The organism is Octadecabacter ascidiaceicola (genome assembly GCF_900185015.1).
Classification (GTDB): Bacteria; Pseudomonadota; Alphaproteobacteria; order Rhodobacterales; family Rhodobacteraceae; genus Octadecabacter; species Octadecabacter ascidiaceicola.
This window is the reverse complement of the sequence record NZ_FXYD01000001.1, coordinates 402,004-417,804: the sequence shown is the minus strand read 5'-3', so window position 1 is coordinate 417,804 and position 15,801 is coordinate 402,004. Positions and strand designations below refer to the sequence as shown.

Sequence of the window (15,801 nt, the reverse complement as noted above, 5' to 3'; positions counted from 1 at the left end):
TGTCAATCTGTTCTTATACGATGGGGTGGATTGTGACCGGATCACCCGCATTTTTGGCGGCGTCATCTATCGGGCGCAACAACAGGCAGTTCGCGTTGGCAAGGACCGTCAGCATTGAGCTGTCCTGCTTGTCAAACGCCGTCACGGTGCGGTTTTCAGCGCCTTCTTCAAACACCGCGCGCATGTAGTGGGCGCGTGGGCCGCCCTTTGGCATCGGCGCGGTCAAGCGGGCTGTGACCGCGCGGGGCAGAACATCGGTTTGGCCCATGGCGCGGCGCACCATGGGGAGCAAAAACAAATGGCCACAGACAATTGCCGACACGGGATTGCCTGGGAGACCAAGGAAAGCCGTGGTGCCTTTTGCGCCCGCCATCAATGGCTTACCTGGGCGCATAGCGATCTTGTGAAAACTGCGGGTCACGCCAAAACGGTCCAAAGCAGGGGCGACCAGATCATGATCCCCCACAGACGCCCCGCCAATGGTGACGATGATATCCGCGCCCCAATCGCTGGCTTGTTTCAGAACCGCGTCCAAGGCATCAGCTGTGTCGGGCGCGATGGGCAGAATGTTTGGCTCGGCGCCGGCGTCCTGCAGCATGGCGTGCAGCGCAAAGACATTTGACGCGATGATCTGGTTAGGCGACGGATCACCGCCGGGCATAAGTAGCTCATCACCAGTTGAGATCAGCGCCACTTTGGGTTTGCTGATTACAGGGACGTCCGGCTGGTTCATCGCGGCGATCAAGGCGAGATCCGGCGATGACAGAACACGTGGTGCGCAAAGTTTGAAATCACGCGTAAAATCAGCACCTTGTGGTCTGATATTTATGTTGCTACTTGCCGGTTCATCAACGGTGATTTGATCGCCGTTTGCCGTTACGTTCTCCTGAATAACCACGCAATCGGCGCCTTCCGGCACGGGTGCGCCGGTGAAAATACGAACGGCTTGGCCCGCTTGGACAACGCCCTGCCAGCCATGACCCGCCGCAGATTCCCCGATGACGTTTAGCGTTGCACCTTGAACGGCATCGCCCTGCTGAACGGCGTATCCATCCATCGCTGACGCAGAAAAGGGCGGTTGGTCGCGCTTGGCTTGAAGCGGCGCTGCAAGGGTTCTGCCCTGCGCGTCTGCCAGGGGAACGGTTTCGGACGGGCCCGTTTGGACAAGCTCAAGGCAAAGCGCCTGTGCTTGCTCAACGGTGATCATGCTTCAAAGCGGCCGGATTTTCCGCCGTCTTTTAGGGTGACGCGGATGCCGCCGATTTCCATGTCTTTTTGCACTGCTTTGAGCATGTCATAGACCGTGAGAGCGGCAACGCTGGCCGCACTTAGGGCTTCCATTTCGACCCCAGTTTGGCCTGTGGTTTTCACGGTCGTTTCAATGTGCACACCGGGGAGTGTTTCGTCTGGACTGAGGTCCACTGCGACCTTGGTGATCGGGAGCGGATGGCACAGCGGGATTAGGTCGGATGTTTTCTTGGCTGCCTGAATGCCCGCGATACGTGCGATGCCTAGAACGTCGCCCTTTTTGGCGGTGCCGGCGGTGACATGGGCCAGCGTTTCAGGGGACATTTTGATCCAAGAAGTGGCGGTGGCGATGCGGCTGGTCACGGCTTTGCCCGAGACATCCACCATATGGGCCTGACCTTGGTCGTCAAAATGGCTAAGCTTGTCAGACACTTATATGCCACCCATGTTTGCGCCACCAGCCAGCAACGAGCGCGTCGCGGCCGTGACATCGTCCTGACGCATCAGGCTTTCGCCTATAAGGAAGGTACGTGCGCCGTAGCGGGCCATGTCGGACAGGTCGTCTGGTGTGGACAGGCCGCTTTCGCAGACGATTAGGCGATCAGCAGGCACCATGCGCGATAGGGTGCGGGTGGTGTCCAGCTTGGTTTCGAACGTTTTGAGGTTGCGGTTGTTGATGCCCATGAGGGGCGATTTCAATGCACAGGCACGTGTTAATTCTTCTTCGTTATGGACCTCTAACAGTACATCCATGTCCCATTCCATTGCGGCGGCTTCGAGCTCGGCGGCTTGGGCGTCGCTGACGGAGGCGAGGATGATCAGGATGGCGTCGCCCCCCAAGGCACGGGCTTCAGCGACCTGGTAGGTGTCATACATGAAATCTTTGCGCAGGACGGGCAGGTCGACAGCCTCGCGGGCTGCGACAAGGAATTCATCCGCGCCTTGAAAGGACGGAACGTCGGTAAGGACGCTAAGACAGGTTGCGCCACCTGCGGCGTAGGCTTTGGCAAGTTCTGGCGGGTTAAAATCATCCCGGATCAAGCCTTTGGACGGGCTGGCTTTTTTGATTTCAGCGATCAGCCCATAGCCTTCGCGGCTGGCCTCAACCAAGCGGTTCGCGAAGCCGCGCGTCGGTGAGGCAGCACGGGCGCTTGCTTCGACGTCGGCCAAGGGACGCGCTGCTTTGCAGGCGGCGATATGGTCGAGTTTATAGGCTTTGATTTTGTCTAGAATATCCATGGGCGCAACGTACTGTGCTGTGAAAGGGAAGACAATTGCGCGTGCCGCGGGCGTGGCCAAAATTTGAGAAATTTTGGGGGAGAAACCGTGGGGGGTGGTTGCTGTGTTCTTGGTGGAGGGGCGCTGCCCCCGCTACGCGTCCCCGGGATATTTGAGAAACAGAGGCAGGGTTAAGAGGTGAGGCGGTGCCGTAGCGCGTTTAAGTTTGGGCCAGACAAGGCAAGGAGTGTACCAAAGAGAGTCATGAGGGCAGAAAAGATGAGGGCACCAATGGCGGTTTCGCGTTTTTCTCCATCATAGAGTTGGTGGCGCGTGGTGTCATCGGGGAGAGCGGTAATTGTCCAGATGGTGCCACTGGGATGTGTTTGGAAAAAGTGTTCCGGCACCACACGTTCGTTGGTCTGTGTTTGGCCGTTATTGTTGAATGTGTAAGTGAGAACGTGTTTGGGCGAGCCTTCGGTGTTTGAGGTAACGGTGCGCGCATCGGTTACGGTTGCTTCAATTTGAATGCCTTCGCGGGAGAGTTTGTAGGTCTCACGTGAGTGAAGGATCGAGACGACAAGGAAGCTGAACGACAACAATGCGATTACGCAACCGGCCCAGAAGCGCCGGTTGAAATCGAATCTAGGCGTCCAGTCTGTCATTAGCCGGCTTGGGTAATCGTGGCGAGGGTTTCCACGGCGCGTTTGGCAGCACCGGAATCGATGCTTTCGGCGGCCAGTTTGGCGCCCGCTTTCAACCCTTCGACCTTACCTGCGACAAGCAGGGCGGCGGCGGAATTTAGCAGCACAGCATCACGGTAGGCGGAGTGTTCGCCGTCCAGCAAGGCGCGGAATGCTATGGCGTTGTCTTCGGGGGTACCGCCAAGGATTGCTTCGAAGGGATGGACGGGAAGGCCCGCGTCCTCAGGGTGGACTTCACGCATGGTGATCATGTCGCCGGACATTGCGGCGACCCAAGACACGCCTGTAATGGTTAATTCATCGGTGCCATCGCTGCCGTGGACCAACCATGCGGCTTCTGATCCCAGTGCTTGCAAAGTTTGGGCCATCGGGTGAATCAAATCGCGTGAAAACGCACCCGTGAGCTGGCGTTTGACGCCTGCGGGGTTGGTCAGCGGGCCGAGGATATTGAAGATCGTGCGGGTGCCCAATTCGGCACGTGTCGGCATGACGTGGCGGATGGCAGGGTGGTGCATTGGCGCCATCATGAAGCCGATGCCAGCCTCTGCGATGCCGCGTTCAACCACTTCGGGGCCGACCATTACATCAATCCCCATTTGGCTCAGCGCGTCTGCCGCGCCGGATTTGGACGACAGATTGCGGTTGCCGTGTTTGGCGACGGCAACGCCTGCGCCAGCAACAACAAAAGCCGTCGCCGTGGAAATATTCAGCGTGCCTTTGCCATCACCACCGGTGCCAACGATGTCGATCGCGCCGACAGGGGCGGTGACGGGCAGGCAATGAGCGCGCATGACGGCGGCAGCGGCGGCGTATTCATCCACTGTTTCGCCGCGCGTGCGCATCGCCATCAGTAGACCACCCATTTGGGACGGCGTTGCCTCGCCTTTGAACAGGATCTGAAAGGCTTGTTCAGCCTCAGCGCGGGACAATGGGCCCTCGGCGGCGGCGTGAATCAGGGGTTTTAGAGCGTCGCTCATGCCGGTACTTTCATCGTATCTAGGAAGTTTTGTAGCATCGCGTGACCGTGTTCGGATTTGATGCTTTCGGGGTGAAATTGCACGCCGTGGATTGGCAATTCGCGGTGTTGTAGGCCCATGATTGTGCCATCGTCTAGTTCTGCTGTGATTTCAAGGCAATCTGGCAGGCTGTCGCGTTCAACTGTCAGGGAGTGGTAGCGCGTGGCTTCAAACGGGGTAGGCAGGCCTTTGAAGACGGATTTGCCGGTGTGGTGCATGGTGCCCATTTTGCCGTGAACGATATCGTGGCAGCGTACAACTTTGCCGCCGAACGCTTCGCCGATGGTTTGGTGCCCAAGGCACACGCCGAACAGCGGGGTCTTTGTTTCAGCGGCCGCTTTGGTCAGCGCGAGACAAATGCCCGCTTGCGCCGGATCACATGGACCAGGGGAGAGCACAATACCGGAGGCGCCCATTCTCATTGCTTCTTGTACATCAATGGCGTCATTGCGTTTCACAATGACATCCGCGCCGAGTTCACCGAAATAGTGCACCAGATTGTAGGTGAAGCTGTCATAATTATCGATCAAGAGAAGCATTTATCTGCCACCTTTGGGATGGGTTAATTTGGGGCTACCGTCCGGCGGGCTGCCCCTTGTATAGTGTTGCCATACATGGGCCGCACGGCAAGGTGCGTCAAGGCCCGCATTGAACCCGAATTGACCCAACAGAGGTTGATCGGACCTGAATTGAGAAGGCGACGAGCGCATGCGTGGAATGATCGGTGGAGTTTTGGCTGGGGGCTTGGTCTCCGCTTTGGGGCTGGGTACCGCGTCGTTGGTAACCGAATTGCCTGCCGGTGTGACACCACCAGAACCACCATTGGTTGAAGCCCCAGAGGTGGAACCCGTTGCCGCACAGCCGGAAGAAGCGAACAGCCCATCGACACCTGTCGGCAGCGTTTCAATTGAAGAACCACAAGCACCTGCTTTGCCGGAAAACGACGCAACCTTCGGTGAGCCGAGCGCAGCAGAACCAGACGCGCCAGCAGCGGTTGAGGCGGACGTAGTAGCCCCTCGTGCGGATACTGACCCGTTAGATGAACCAGAAGTAGTTGCGATTGAGGGCGCGATGGAAGCCCCTGAAGCAGCCGAGAGCGTAGAATTGCTTGCGCAGCCGGTTGATCCGGTGCTTCCCAATCCGCAGTCCCTTGCGCCGCAGGTTCCCAACTCTGAGGCGGATTTGACTGTTTCAACCACGCCGTCTCAACCAACGATCGTTATCGAACCGGATGTTGGAGTCGATGTCGGTGCCGATGTTGTTGTAGCCGACCCGATTGAAACCAATCCTGAACCCGAAGCGAATGAAGAAGACGGCGAAGACTTCTTTGTTGTGGACCTAGGCGCGGATGCATTGGGAACGGATGCTGGCGAACCTGACACGCCGGATACCGACGTTGAGAACGTGCCAACGGATCAGCCTGCGGATGATATTTTGGCTTCTGCCTTTCCTGAACCAGCGGCGCCACGACTGCAACTTCAAGGCGGAGAGAATTCACTGCTTGGAGATCGTGGAACGGGTGTAACCATACGACGCCCTGGAGCAGCTGAAGAGAAGGAGGAAGGTGAAGCACCTGAGACCGCTCAATCGCTCAACGCGCTTATAGATTATTCGGCCAACGCAGGCGACGTCGTTGGAAAGCCACTAATGTCGATCGTGCTTATTGATGATGGGTCAATGTCTGCAGCTGCCGCTGCACTGTCTGGCCTTTCGTTTCCTGTGACCATCGCCCTTGACCCAAGCGTCGCAAACGCAACCGAACTGATGGAATCCTACCGTGCGAGCGGGTTTGAGGTTGCCGTCTTGGCGAAGCTACCGGAAGGCGCCTTGCCAAGCGATGTGGAAGTTACGTTCCAGAGTGTTTTCAATATGCTACCTGAAACAGTTGCGGTACTCGACATTGGCGAGGGTGGGCTTCAGTCTGATCGCGATGTAACACAACAAGCGATGGACATTCTTGCCGCGCAGGGGCGTGGATTTGTGTCTGTAAGTCAGGGATTGAACATGGCGGGGCGCGCGGCAGAGGCCGCCAACGTTCCGGCAGCAGTTGTTTACCGTGAACTAGATGCAGAGGATCAAGATGCACGCGTCATACGCCGCTTCGTTGATCAAGCGGCATTTCGTGCGCGACAGGAAAGCGGTGTTGTCCTCGTTGGGCGCGTACGTCCTGACACGATTTCAGCACTGATCTTGTGGGGCACAGCAAACTCTGATGACCAAGTCGCGCTCGTTCCGGTCAGTGCGATTTTGACGGCTGAGTAACCAGCGTGACTAGAACAAGCCGTTGTCGTTTCGTGATGTTCCAGCAATGACTTGCAGCACGTCCCAGTGTTCGACAATCTTGCCGTTGCCATCGAACCGGAAGATGTCGATGCCCGCATAGTCATCGCTGTGAGGCCAAATCTGGTGGCAGTGCAGGACGACCATGTTGTCCTTTGCAATAGCACGTTTGAAATGGGTAACTTTCCCCGGGTATTCTGCCGCCATACGTTCGAAATAGGCGATGAACGCTTCTTTGCCGTCCGCAACGTGGGGATTGTGCTGGATGTATTCGTCGCCCACATACTGGTTGATCGCTTCACGCGGTTCACTTTTGTTGAACATCAAATCGTAAAACGCGATTGCATTGGCTTTGTTCTTCTCTGTGTCGTTTCACATACTCAACGTTCCTTAAGGTCAGGCCATGTGTCGCTTAAGCGATAACCATCGGGCCATGGATCATCAGGGTCCAGCATATGTTGGTGCGTTCCGGTGATCCAAGCGCGCCCTGTGATTTCGGGAATGATCGCAGGGGTGTCGCCGACTGCTGTGGTATCGACAATCCGGCCATGAAATTCGGAACCGATGATGGAACGCGCTGTGAAAGTCTCTCCCACCTGCATTTCGCCTCGCGCATGAAGTAACGCCATACGTGCAGACGCCGCCGTTCCCGTGGGGGATCGGTCGATCTTTCCGGGTTGAATGGCAACAGCCGCAGAAGTCGTCAGGTGGCTTCCATCACGGGTGATCGGCCCAGCGAAAAGGCAGAACGAAAAATGTGTCCAGTCGGGGTTGTCAGGGTGGTGAAATGTCAGCTGTTCATTAGCCGCATTGGTGATTGCCACGCCAAGTTCGGCGAGGGCCTTGGCCTCAGCTTCAACCAAATCAAACCCCAGTGCGGCTGCATCAACGACCACAAAGCTGTCTCCGCCAAAGGCGGTGTCGACAGTGATCGACCCCAAGTTGGGAACGTCCAGCGACACACCCAATTCGCCAGCAAAGGACGGCAGGTTACGCACTGTGATACGCTCCGCTTTGCCGTTTTTACACTCGGCCCGCACGCGTACCAATCCGCCGGGGGCTTCAAGAGTCATTTCCGTTACGGGTTCCGTCATCGGGATGATGCCGCTGTCCAACAGCACGGTTGAGACACAGATGGAATTGGAGCCTGACATCGGTGGCGTGTCTTCGGGCTCCATAATGATCCACCCCATCTGGGCGTCTGGATGCACTGGCGGAACGAGTAAATTTACATGACGAAATACGCCGCCGCGCGGCTCGTTCAACATGAAATTGCGAAGGGTTTCGTCTGTGGCGATCCACGTGCGCTGCTCCCACAGGGTTTTACCGGGGGGTGGGGCGACGCCGCCAACGATCACATCGCCGACCTCGCCTTCTGCATGGCAGGACACGACGTGAATGGTTTTGCTGCTGCGCACTTTAGATATCCTTCACCAGACGCAACGCATCATAAATGGCCGCGTGGGTATTGCGTGCTGATACGGAATCGCCGATGCGGAACAGCTGAAACGACCCGTCTTCATTGCGCGTAACCGTTTGCGGCTGGCCCGCGATCAGCGCGTCGTAATCGACTTCGCCGCCATTGGACGACGAAGGCTTTAGGTCAAAGTACAGATCATCAAGCGGCAAGGTGCCATAGTTTACGACAACCTGATCGGCGACAGTTTCATAGGTGTGATCAGAGTAATCCGTGCCAATTGTTGCGGTCAGCGTATTGCCTGATTGCGCGACCTCCATCAAACGGCGCGTGACGGTGAATGTAACGTCCTTGTCCTGCAAAGAACGCATATAGGGCACCAAATTCATCGCCATCACATCGGGGGAAAACGTACGGTCAGGCGTCATTATTTCGACACTCGATCCGGCATTTGCCGCGACTTCTGCAGCTTGCAGGGCAGGGTGATCGCCGCTTTCGTCATAGATCAAGACTTTACCCGAAGGTTTCACATCGCCTGAGATGATGTCCCATGCGGACACCACATGGGCTTGCTCACCCTTTTGCTCGAACAGCTCAAGGTTGGGTAGGCCGCCTGTGGCGACAATAACCACGTCAGGGTTCAAGGCGGTCACATCTTCCGCCTCGGCCCATGTGTTGAAATGGAACGTCACGTCCCGCGCCGCACACTGTGCCATGCGCCAATCGATGATGCCTATCATCTCGCGGCGGCGGGGGGACTGGGCGGTCAGGCGGACTTGCCCACCGGGATCTGCAGCGGCCTCAAACACGGTTACATCATGGCCACGCTCCGCCGCGACCCGTGCAGCCTCTAGCCCCGCGGGGCCAGCGCCAATGATGACAACCTTTTTCTGTGTATCGGATTTGATGATATCGTGGGGCATGTTGAGTTCACGCCCCGTTGCCGCGTTATGGATGCACAGCGCGTCGCCAGCTTGGTAAATCCGGTCCAGACAGTAGGTCGCTCCGACGCAGGGACGGATATCATCTTCGCGCCCCTCAACGATTTTGCGCACAATATGCGGATCGGCGATATGAGCGCGGGTCATGCCAACCATATCAAGCAAACCCGCCTGCACCGCATGGCGCGCAGTGGCGACATCGGGGATGCGCGATGCGTGGAATGTCGGCATGCCCGTTGCTTTGCGCACTTCGCCCGCAAAATCGAGGTGGGGGGCGGATTTCATACCCTGAACAGGGATAATGTCCGTCATCGCGGGATCGGTGTGGATGCGGCCCTTGATCACGTTGAGGAAATCGATTTGTCCGGTGTCAGCGATGCGTTTGGAAATTTCCAAACCTTCCTCAGGCGTGATGCCACCTTTTTGCGCCTCATCTGCAGTATAGCGTAGCCCGACGATGAATTCTGACCCAACCCGTTTGCGGATTGCGTCAACCACATCCAATGGAAAGCGCATGCGGTTTTCCAATGTGTCGGCCCCATATGGCCCAACCAGATCATTGGTCAGGGGTGACCAGAACTGATCCAGCAAGTGCCCGTAGACCTGCAACTCAATCCCATCCATGCCACCCGCTTTCATGCGTTCGGCAGCGTCCGCGAAATCTGTGATAATCCGATCAATGTCCCAGTCTTCAATCAGTTTCGGGAAAGCATGGTGCGCAGGTTCGCGGTGTTTGGTGGATGAAAGCGACGGCAGCCAATCGCCCTTGTTCCAATTCGTGCGCCGCCCCAAATGGGTCAGCTGGATCATCACGGCACAACCGTGTTCGTGCACGCTGTCGGTCAGGTTCTGGATCCAGGGAACGACCTCATCCTTATAGGCAAGGATGTTGTTGAACACCGGCGGGCTGTCGCGGCTTACGGCGGCTGATCCGGCCGTCATGGCAAGGGCAACACCCGCCTTAGCGCGTTCAGCGTGATAGGCGGCGTACCGCTCTGTCGGCATGCCGTTCTCAGGATAGGCGGGTTCATGACTGGTCGTCATAATGCGGTTACGCAATGTCAGGTGTTTCAACTGGTAGGGCTGTAGCAACGGATCAGTGGACATGCGGCGCTCCTTGCGAACTGGTAACTGACGTTTGGTTAGGTCAGCATCAGCGGGAAATGGCGCAACTGTCAAGGCCCATAAAAACGGGGGAAAGCGTTAGAAAACAGGAAAGTATCAGGCGATTACGAATTGCCGGATCGGAACATAGTCGCATCAGCTGCCGCGCGACGGATTGCGTTACTTTTATGGACGGTTTCCATGTACTCGGCTTCGGGATCGCTGTCATAGACAACGCCGCCGCCCGCTTGGATGTACAGTTGATCGCCTTTTAGTACCGCTGTGCGCAGCGCGATGCACATGTCCATGTCGCCGTTTGCTGAAAAATATCCACAGCCGCCGCCGTAAAGCCCGCGCTTTTCTGGCTCAAGCTCGTCGATGATTTCCATCGCGCGGACCTTTGGTGCACCAGATACCGTACCGGCTGGCATGCCGGCGAAGAACGCGCTGAGGGCGTCTTGGTCTTCGGCGAGTTCGCCAACCACGTTGGACACGATGTGCATGACGTGGCTGTAGCGTTCGACAATGAATTGTTCTGTCGGGCGTACGGTGCCGATTTTGGAAACCTTGCCCGTGTCGTTGCGGCCCAAGTCCAGCAACATCAAGTGTTCGGCCAGTTCCTTCTTATCCGCCATCAAGTCCGCTTCGTTGGCGTTGTCTTCTTCCGGCGTGGCCCCGCGCGGGCGCGTTCCAGCAATCGGACGGATCGTGACTTCGGATCCGAACACACGCACCAGAATTTCAGGACTGGCCCCGATGACCTGATAATCGCCGTAGTTGAAATAGAACATGAACGGCGATGGGTTCGTGCGGCGCAAACTGCGATAAAGCGCGAAGGGAGGTTCCGAATAGGTCTGCGTCCAACGCTGGCTTGGGACGCATTGGAAAATGTCACCGGCGCGAATGTAGTCTTTCGCTGTCTCAACCGCTTCCATGTAGCCCGACTTAGTGAAATTAGACACAGGGTCGGGCGCATCCGCTGCGTCGCCCAATGCGCGGTCTGTGATCGGAACGGGCAGCTCAAGGGCGCGCTGTGCATCCATCACGCGTTCTGCGGCTTGTGCGTAGGCTGCTTTGGCGGACAGACCAGAGGTCGCGTAGGCAGGGGCCACCAAGATAACTTCGCCTTTGACGCCATCTAAAACGGCAACCACGGACGGGCGCAACATGACCGCGTCGGGCAAGCCCAATGGGTCAGGGTTCACATCCGGCAAATGTTCCACAAGGCGGATCATGTCGTAGCCGAGGTAGCCGAACAGTCCGGCGGACGCGGCAGGAAGGTCAGCGGGCAGATCAATGCGGCTTTCCGCGATCAGGCTGCGCAAATTTGTTAGCGGATCGCCCGATTGTTCCTCAAACGCGTCTTCGTCAAAGCGGGCAGATCGGTTGATGCTGCTTTGCGTGCCGCGACATTCCCAGATCAGATCAGGTTTCATGCCGACGATCGAATAGCGTCCACGAATTTCGCCGCCGGTGACGGATTCCAACAAGAAAGCATGCTTTCCAGCGCTCGTCAGCTTCAGCATCAGCGACACCGGCGTATCAAGATCCGCGGTCAGCCGCGTGTAAACGATCTGGTTTTCGCCTGCATCATAGCCAGCGCTGAATGTTTCGAAATCTGGTGTCATGATTTACCGGAAATTCGCGTGAACAGCGTTAAGGGCCTGTTCGTTGATTTGGACATCCGTGCGCAACTGCACGGTGCGGCTGTAAAGCTCATATATGTCTTGCGCGATGCCTTCCCCCACGGTTTCCGCCACGGATGCGACTTCGGCGCTATAGGCTTCATCGCTTTCATCAGCCGCAGTGATCGCGTCGAGACGTACAATGATTGCGTTACCCTCGTTTGGCACAACGCGCACCTCGCCGACTTCCATCTCGAAGATTTCCGGAAGGAAGGTGCTCGGTGCGCCATTGATGAATCCGCGACGTGTAATGTTTGTCTCTTGGACTGAATCGAGGTCGAGGAAGGCAAAATCTTGAACAGCAGAGCTAAGCTGCGCCTGCTTTTCTTCGGCTTGCGCAATCACTGCCGCTGCGGTTTCCTGTGCAATCCATCCGTCAACAACGTCTTCGCGGATATCTTCAAGCGGGATCAAGGCTGGCACACGGATGTCAACGACCTCAAGGGCGAACAAACCACCATCATCGAGGTCCGTGAGTTCGGGGTAGTCACCGATGTTTTGCGTTTCTGCTACGTCACGGAAAGCAGCGTAGGCTGCAATACCGTCCGTTGTCACGCTGGTAAAGTCGAGTTCACCAAGCACCATGTCTGTTTGCTCAACAAGATCATCCAATGTCGCGCCACCCGCCATCAGGTTGGTGATCGGGTCGATCTGATCTTGAATAACACGGCGCGCGCGGGCTGCGGATTGATCTTCGCGCAGGTCTGGCATCGCTTCTTCGAATGTCGTGTTTCGCGCCGCAAGGACGGCGTTCATACGGAACAAAGTCGGGCCAAGGTCGCTCGGGAAGGGGCCAGAAACGTCACCGGTATCAGAGGCGAAAACCGCGGGGCCGGCTTCGCCCATTTCGGCCTCAGTCACATCGCCACCATCCACATCAGAAAGGCTGAGACCGCGTTCTGCCACCAGATCGGGAAAGGTGGTTTCACCGGCATTGATCGCATCGAGTGCTTCTTGTGCGGCTTCATCGCTAGAAAACGCCAGCCGTTCGATGAGGCGGCGTTCTGCTTGGACGAATTCGTCGATGCGTGCGTCGTATTCGGCGCGAAGCTCGGATTCGTCGATGGGCATGTCGTCCTGGATCATGTCCGGTGTCAGCCATGCATAGCGAAGCACGCGGGTTTCAAGGCTGGTATAGAGTTCTGGGTTAGTATCGTAATGTGCCTGCAAATCAGCGTCCGTTGGATCAGGCAGTGCAATTTCTACGTTGGCGGCATCCAGTTCAGCCCATGTGAATGTGCGCCCCTCGCGGTTGTATTTGGCCACGACATTACCGAAGGCAACTGGATCGGATACACCCGTAAACACGGCACCCTGAAGCAGGGCCCGCGCCGCGCCTTCGCGCAGATCAGTTTCGTATTCACGCACGTTCGTGCCCGAACGCGACAGCGCTTCGCGATAAACCGAGCGATCAAACGCGCCATCAACTCCGCGGAAGGATGGGTTTGCCAAAACCTGTTGGCCAACAACATCATCACCGACAGAAAGGCCAAGCATTGCGGCTTCGCTGTCTAGGCTGCGTTCCGCGACAACGATCTGCAACGCGCGGGCTGGAATGCTAGCGGCTTCCGCTTCCGGGAACGAAAGGGCACGACCTTCTTGTGCGCTGGCAATGCTGATCTGGGTTTGTAATTCTTGGTAATAGCGCTGCACCGAAAGGGGTTTTTCACCCACGTTACCGACTGAGCTGATATTCCCTGAAAGACCCGTCGCGCCAAAGCCCATAAGCCCAACAAACAACAGACCAAGAATGATCCACACAAAGAAGTTTTTCGTTTTGCCGTTGGCCATGATGCAGTCGCCTAGAATTCAAGTCTGTTTAACGTTTGCAACTGAATAGGCGGGGCGTGGGCCGCGTGCAAGCGTACTTAGCTATGATAGGCCAGCAGACGGTCAAACAATGTCGTTATTCCCGCTCGATCCACGTTTGCGAAGGCAACCCGTAAGTGCTGTGTGCCTTGGCCCTCGGGCATAAACATCGTGCCGGGCAAGGAGAGGACGCCCGCCTTTTCAACTAGATCACGCGCCAAATCATCTGAACGCATATCGAATGGGTGTTTGAGATAGGCGAAATACGCGCCGCAGCCTTCCAGCTCCCAACCCAATTCCGCCAAACGTGGAAACTGTTCTTGGATTGCCGCGCGGCGGTCAAGAATTTCGAGACGTTCACCCGCGAGCCAGTCCGTGAGGTTCTGCATCCCCCAAAGGGCGGCATGCTGGCCAAGTTGGTTGGGGCAGATCGTGACGGTATCGAGGAACTTTTCGACCTCAACCAAACGCGACGGGGAGGCAACCAGTGCGCCAACGCGGTGACCTGTCAAACGATAGGCTTTGGAAAACGAATAGAGCTGGATCAGCGTGTCGCCCCAGTTAGGGTCTTGAAACAGATCGTGCGGAGCACCTGTGCGGTTGTCAAAGTCGCGATACGTTTCATCGATGATCAGCGCGATGTTGTTGGTGCGGGCGAGGTCGGCAAATGCCTTAACCGTCTCGGCAGGGTATTCCACGCCGCCGGGATTGTTCGGGGTCACCAAAACAATCGCGCGGGTCTTTTCTGTGATCAGGGCCGCTGCGTCGTCGGCGGTTGGGACGAGTCCGGTGTTAGCCGCCAAAGGAACGGTTTTGACACCTGCCATGTCCAACCACATGCGGTGGTTGAAATAGTAGGGTACAGGCAGGATGACTTCATCACCTTCTGCGCAAAGTGTTGAAATTGCTGCAGTAAAAGCCTGATTGCAGCCGGATGTAATTGCAACGTTATCCGCAGAAATTTGCCCCTCGTAGCTGACGGACCATTGCTTGGCGACTTCCGTGCGCAACTCAGGCAGGCCCAGAACCGGCCCGTACAAATGCGCTTCCTCATTGTCGACAATGATCTGTGCCATCGCTTGTCGCATGGGCAAAGGCGGCGGATCAACGGGTGCGGCTTGGCTGACGTTGATCAGCGGGCGGTCAGTGAAATCCACCCCGTCCAGCCAACGACGCGCCTCCATGACAGGAGGCGAGAACGTGGTGGCGGTGCGGGGCAGGGACGGTTTCATCTAGTCTTTGCCGCGGTAAGGTTCGACATATTGCAACGCCATATCCCACGGGAAAAAGATCCATGTATCTTGGGATACACCGGTGATGAAGGTATCGACCTGCGGCTCGCCCTCAGGTTTGGCGTAAACGGTCGCGAAATGGGCGTTCGGGTAAAGCTCACGAACCAGTTCCAGCGTTTTGCCGCTGTCGACCAGATCGTCGATGATCAGAATTCCGGTGCCGTCGCCCATGATTTCGGGGTCGGGTGCTTTCAGGACCTTGGCCTCACGTCGCTGATCTGCTTTGCCACCACCAGAATGGTAAGAAACCACTGAAATTGTATCCACGGTACGCACATCAAGTTCGCGCGCGATGATCATTGCGGGGGCCATGCCGCCGCGTGTGATCGCAACAACGGCCTTCCATGCGCCATCATCAGGGCCTTTGCCATCCAGGCGCCATGCAAGGGCACGGCTGTCGCGGTGGATTTGATCCCAAGAGATGTGGAACCCTTTTTCGTGAGGCAGGCGGTCGGTCATAATAGCGGTCCCTATGGATTACTTTGTGAGCATTAGGCGCAGGCCGAGTACGCCGAGTATGAGTGCAGCGCATCGATCGAGAACTGGTTTCAGCGCGAGATAGCCTGCGCGTGCCGGTGGCGTGGAAAGTGCGATCGCGAAGGCGGTGTAGGCAACGATCTCAACGACGATCTGATTGAGTACGATAAACAGTTTGTTGCCCAGCGTCATGTCGGGAGGAAAAATCACAACCAGTACAGAAGCCGCGAATAGCATGGACTTAGGGTTGGCGACGTTGGCATAAAACCCCGCCATAAAAGCGCGGTTACGGGACACAACATCACCGACCGTTTCAAGCGTTTGATGTGCTGTACGCCACATCTTTATGGCCAACCAAATAAGATAGGTCGCACCAACGACCTTCGCAGTTGTGTAGGCCCACGGGAAAAGAGCGAAAATCACGTCCAGTCCCAGCAATGCCATGCCCGTCCAAAGTGCGGCCATTATTGCAAGCCCGAACCCAGTCGTGATCCCTTGTGCGCGCCCACCTAACAATGTCGCGCGCAAAGCCACAAGCATCGCAGGCCCCGGGCTGACCAAAGCGGCCAAAAGCGTGGCATTGAACGCAACAAGATGGGGCCAGTCCATC

General features: G+C 56.9%; 15 protein-coding genes. 1 reads left to right on the top strand and 14 read right to left on the bottom strand.

Features of this window, described 5'->3' with window-relative positions; all coding sequences use genetic code 11:
- Positions 1–13 precede the first annotated feature (13 nt).
- The 6 genes from OCA8868_RS02025 to OCA8868_RS02000 form a co-directional block, all read right to left on the bottom strand.
- Complete coding sequence (locus OCA8868_RS02025) at positions 14–1,207, bottom strand: molybdopterin molybdotransferase MoeA (RefSeq protein WP_093994875.1); 1,194 nt, start codon at positions 1,205–1,207, stop codon at positions 14–16.
- On the bottom strand, positions 1,204–1,680 hold the full coding sequence (gene moaC, locus OCA8868_RS02020; protein WP_093994874.1) for a cyclic pyranopterin monophosphate synthase MoaC: 477 nt from the start codon (positions 1,678–1,680) through the stop codon (positions 1,204–1,206). Before moaC ends, OCA8868_RS02025 begins: the two co-directional genes overlap by 4 nt.
- Positions 1,681–2,487, bottom strand: a complete 807-nt coding sequence (gene trpC / locus OCA8868_RS02015; protein WP_093994873.1) for an indole-3-glycerol phosphate synthase TrpC — start codon at positions 2,485–2,487, stop codon at positions 1,681–1,683.
- A gap of 170 nt (positions 2,488–2,657) precedes the next feature.
- Positions 2,658–3,131 carry a DUF3592 domain-containing protein gene (locus OCA8868_RS02010; protein ID WP_093994872.1) on the bottom strand — a complete coding sequence of 158 codons (474 nt, stop codon included), beginning with the start codon at positions 3,129–3,131 and terminating at the stop codon, positions 2,658–2,660.
- Positions 3,131–4,147 (bottom strand): anthranilate phosphoribosyltransferase, encoded by a 1,017-nt coding sequence (gene trpD, locus OCA8868_RS02005; protein WP_093994871.1) that lies wholly within the window; start codon positions 4,145–4,147, stop codon positions 3,131–3,133. Before trpD ends, OCA8868_RS02010 begins: the two co-directional genes overlap by 1 nt.
- Positions 4,144–4,725 carry an anthranilate synthase component II gene (locus OCA8868_RS02000; RefSeq protein ID WP_093994870.1) on the bottom strand — a complete coding sequence of 194 codons (582 nt, stop codon included), beginning with the start codon at positions 4,723–4,725 and terminating at the stop codon, positions 4,144–4,146. Before OCA8868_RS02000 ends, trpD begins: the two co-directional genes overlap by 4 nt.
- A 169-nt stretch (positions 4,726–4,894) precedes the next feature.
- Between OCA8868_RS02000 and OCA8868_RS01995 the strand changes: the two genes are divergently transcribed.
- Complete coding sequence (locus tag OCA8868_RS01995; RefSeq protein ID WP_093994869.1) at positions 4,895–6,448, top strand: divergent polysaccharide deacetylase family protein; 1,554 nt, start codon at positions 4,895–4,897, stop codon at positions 6,446–6,448.
- A 9-nt stretch (positions 6,449–6,457) separates the two neighbouring features.
- Here OCA8868_RS01995 and OCA8868_RS01990 read toward each other — a convergent pair whose 3' ends face one another.
- From OCA8868_RS01990 to OCA8868_RS01955, 8 genes are all read right to left on the bottom strand, one after another.
- On the bottom strand, positions 6,458–6,808 hold the full coding sequence (locus OCA8868_RS01990) for a nuclear transport factor 2 family protein (protein ID WP_281253590.1): 351 nt from the start codon (positions 6,806–6,808) through the stop codon (positions 6,458–6,460).
- Between the two features lie 38 nt (positions 6,809–6,846).
- A complete protein-coding gene (locus OCA8868_RS01985; RefSeq protein ID WP_093994868.1) occupies positions 6,847–7,884 on the bottom strand; it encodes a trans-3-hydroxy-L-proline dehydratase in 1,038 nt (345 codons plus the stop codon).
- 1 nt (position 7,885) lies between these two features.
- Positions 7,886–9,931 (bottom strand): NADH:flavin oxidoreductase, encoded by a 2,046-nt coding sequence (locus OCA8868_RS01980; RefSeq protein ID WP_093995483.1) that lies wholly within the window; start codon positions 9,929–9,931, stop codon positions 7,886–7,888.
- 122 nt (positions 9,932–10,053) lie between these two features.
- Positions 10,054–11,556: an anthranilate synthase component I gene (gene trpE, locus OCA8868_RS01975; RefSeq protein WP_093994867.1), complete on the bottom strand. Its 1,503-nt coding sequence runs from the start codon at positions 11,554–11,556 to the stop codon at positions 10,054–10,056.
- 3 nt (positions 11,557–11,559) lie between these two features.
- Positions 11,560–13,404, bottom strand: a complete 1,845-nt coding sequence (locus tag OCA8868_RS01970) for a peptidylprolyl isomerase (RefSeq protein ID WP_093994866.1) — start codon at positions 13,402–13,404, stop codon at positions 11,560–11,562.
- A 77-nt stretch (positions 13,405–13,481) separates the two neighbouring features.
- Positions 13,482–14,654 carry an aminotransferase gene (locus tag OCA8868_RS01965; RefSeq protein WP_093994865.1) on the bottom strand — a complete coding sequence of 391 codons (1,173 nt, stop codon included), beginning with the start codon at positions 14,652–14,654 and terminating at the stop codon, positions 13,482–13,484.
- Positions 14,655–15,173 carry a xanthine phosphoribosyltransferase gene (gene gpt, locus OCA8868_RS01960; protein ID WP_093994864.1) on the bottom strand — a complete coding sequence of 173 codons (519 nt, stop codon included), beginning with the start codon at positions 15,171–15,173 and terminating at the stop codon, positions 14,655–14,657.
- Between the two features lie 18 nt (positions 15,174–15,191).
- Positions 15,192–15,800 (bottom strand): LysE family translocator, encoded by a 609-nt coding sequence (locus OCA8868_RS01955; protein WP_093994863.1) that lies wholly within the window; start codon positions 15,798–15,800, stop codon positions 15,192–15,194.
- Between the last annotated feature and the right edge of the window lies 1 nt (position 15,801).

Bases quoted from the DNA above. Each gene is read 5' to 3' on its own strand.
- OCA8868_RS02025 (WP_093994875.1), bottom strand. From the start codon at position 1,207: ATGATCACCGTTGAGCAAGCACAGGCGCTTTGCCTTGAGCTTGTCCAA.
- trpC (WP_093994873.1), bottom strand. From the start codon at position 2,487: ATGGATATTCTAGACAAAATCAAAGCCTATAAACTCGACCATATCGCC.
- OCA8868_RS02010 (WP_093994872.1), bottom strand. From the start codon at position 3,131: ATGACAGACTGGACGCCTAGATTCGATTTCAACCGGCGCTTCTGGGCC.
- trpD (WP_093994871.1), bottom strand. From the start codon at position 4,147: ATGAGCGACGCTCTAAAACCCCTGATTCACGCCGCCGCCGAGGGCCCA.
- OCA8868_RS02000 (WP_093994870.1), bottom strand. From the start codon at position 4,725: ATGCTTCTCTTGATCGATAATTATGACAGCTTCACCTACAATCTGGTG.
- OCA8868_RS01995 (WP_093994869.1), top strand. From the start codon at position 4,895: ATGCGTGGAATGATCGGTGGAGTTTTGGCTGGGGGCTTGGTCTCCGCT.
- OCA8868_RS01980 (WP_093995483.1), bottom strand. From the start codon at position 9,931: ATGTCCACTGATCCGTTGCTACAGCCCTACCAGTTGAAACACCTGACA.
- trpE (WP_093994867.1), bottom strand. From the start codon at position 11,556: ATGACACCAGATTTCGAAACATTCAGCGCTGGCTATGATGCAGGCGAA.
- OCA8868_RS01970 (WP_093994866.1), bottom strand. From the start codon at position 13,404: ATGGCCAACGGCAAAACGAAAAACTTCTTTGTGTGGATCATTCTTGGT.
- OCA8868_RS01965 (WP_093994865.1), bottom strand. From the start codon at position 14,654: ATGAAACCGTCCCTGCCCCGCACCGCCACCACGTTCTCGCCTCCTGTC.
- gpt (WP_093994864.1), bottom strand. From the start codon at position 15,173: ATGACCGACCGCCTGCCTCACGAAAAAGGGTTCCACATCTCTTGGGAT.
- OCA8868_RS01955 (WP_093994863.1), bottom strand. From the start codon at position 15,800: ATGGACTGGCCCCATCTTGTTGCGTTCAATGCCACGCTTTTGGCCGCT.